Raw genomic sequence first — 1566 nt, 5'->3', positions numbered from 1 at the left:
AGTCGGTGGTCTGCGCCCAGGTGGCCCAGTACACGCCGTACGGCGCGACCTCCTGGTAGGGCGCGCCGTCGAGGTCCGCGGAGGGACGGCCCCCGTCGTTGTACGCGGGCACGAACGCGATGTTGCGGAACCAGCCGCCGTTCTTGCCGGCGTGGACGCAGTGGCCGGCGGTGGCGACGAGGTTGGACTTGCCCGGGTTGCGGGGGTCCTTGACCACGGTGCCGGAGCAGACCATGGAGCCCTTGGGGGTGTCCATGAACACCTTGCCCACCGGGGCGGCGTGCCGGTGGTACGGCGTTCGCACCGGCTCGGCCTCCACCGGGGCCGGTTCGGGATCGGTGGCCCCCTGGTCGGCACCGGCGGTGGTGGAGACCGTCTTGGTGTTGTCCTCGGCCTCCTTCATCCGCCCGGGCTTCCACAGGCCCTCGATGACGGGGTTGACGAAGTCCTTGGCTTCGCGCACCCACCGGTCCCTGTCCCAGTTCTTCCACTCCCCGTTCCGCCACTTCTCGGGGTCGAAGTCCTTGAGCGCGTCGGGCAGTTCCCTCGGCAGGCCGAGGTCGTCGATGCCGGGGCCGTCGGCGTTGTTCCCGTCCTGCGCGGAGGCGCTGGGGCTGGCGTCGGCGCCGGCCTCCTCGTCCGACGGGCCGCACGCGGTGGCGGTGACGGCCAGGGCCGCGACCACCGCCGCGGCGGCCAGCACCGGGCGTCGCCTGCGTATGAGTGACATGGGTGTGCATCCCCCAGTGTGTGGTTCGTCGCTCTGCTGAGGCCGTCCTCCGCCCCGGACGGGGGCTGAGGACGGCGGCGGACCGCGGACAGTCCCGTGAGCGGATCGCTAGTTCTTGCCGGCGAACTTCTTGCTGACGGCCTCGTGGACCTCCCTGGCCTCCTCGCCCAGGCGCGGGCCGGCCAGCCAGGTGTGGTCGAGCGTGCCGATGGAGGTGACCGAGACCAGCACGGGCTTGCCGGAGGAGCCCTCGGCGAACCAGCCGCCGCCGGAGGAGCCGCCGGTCATGGTGCAGCCGATGCGGTACATCGTGGACTCCGACGGGCCGATGGTCAGCCTGCCCGGCTCGTCGGCGCAGGTGTGCATGGTGAGACCGTCGAAGGGCGGCGCGGCGGGGTAGCCGTGGGCCTCCACGGAGGAGAGCGCGGACACCGACGGGGTGTCGAAGTTGACCGGCAGGGCGGTGCCGACGGTCTCCTCCAGGGACTTGCCGTCCTTCCCCTCGGGCTCCACGTGCATCACGGCGAAGTCCTGCGAGGCACCCGCGCCGCCCTCCTGGGCGCCGTTGGCGATCCAGTGGTCGGTGGTCTGGGTCCAGGTGGCCCAGTACACGCCGTGCGGCGCGACCTCCTGGGGGGATGCCTTCTCCAACTCGCCCGCGTCCAGCGCCCCGTCGTTGTACGCGGGCACGAAGACGATGTTGCGGAACCAGCCGCCGTCCTTGCCGGCGTGGACGCAGTGGCCGGCGGTGGCGACGAGGTTGGACTTGCCCGGGTTGCGGGGGTCCTTGACCACGGTGCCGGAGCAGACCATGGAGCCCTTGGGGGTGTCCATGA

2 protein-coding genes are annotated in these 1566 nt (G+C 71.8%); both read right to left on the bottom strand.

The annotated features are described in order from the left end of the window. Nucleotides 1-721 (bottom strand): trypsin-like serine peptidase (locus tag VE546_RS14625; protein ID WP_414720482.1); only part of this gene is annotated, 721 nt, incomplete at its 3' end. A gap of 117 nt (nucleotides 722-838) precedes the next feature. Further along, a partial coding sequence (locus VE546_RS14620; protein WP_414720481.1) for a trypsin-like serine peptidase occupies nucleotides 839-1566 on the bottom strand: 728 nt, incomplete at its 5' end.

The organism is Streptomyces sp. (genome assembly GCF_035644915.1).
Classification (GTDB): domain Bacteria; phylum Actinomycetota; class Actinomycetes; order Streptomycetales; family Streptomycetaceae; genus Streptomyces.
Note: the sequence above shows the minus strand (reverse complement) of the source record. Positions and strands in the feature narration are given on the sequence as shown.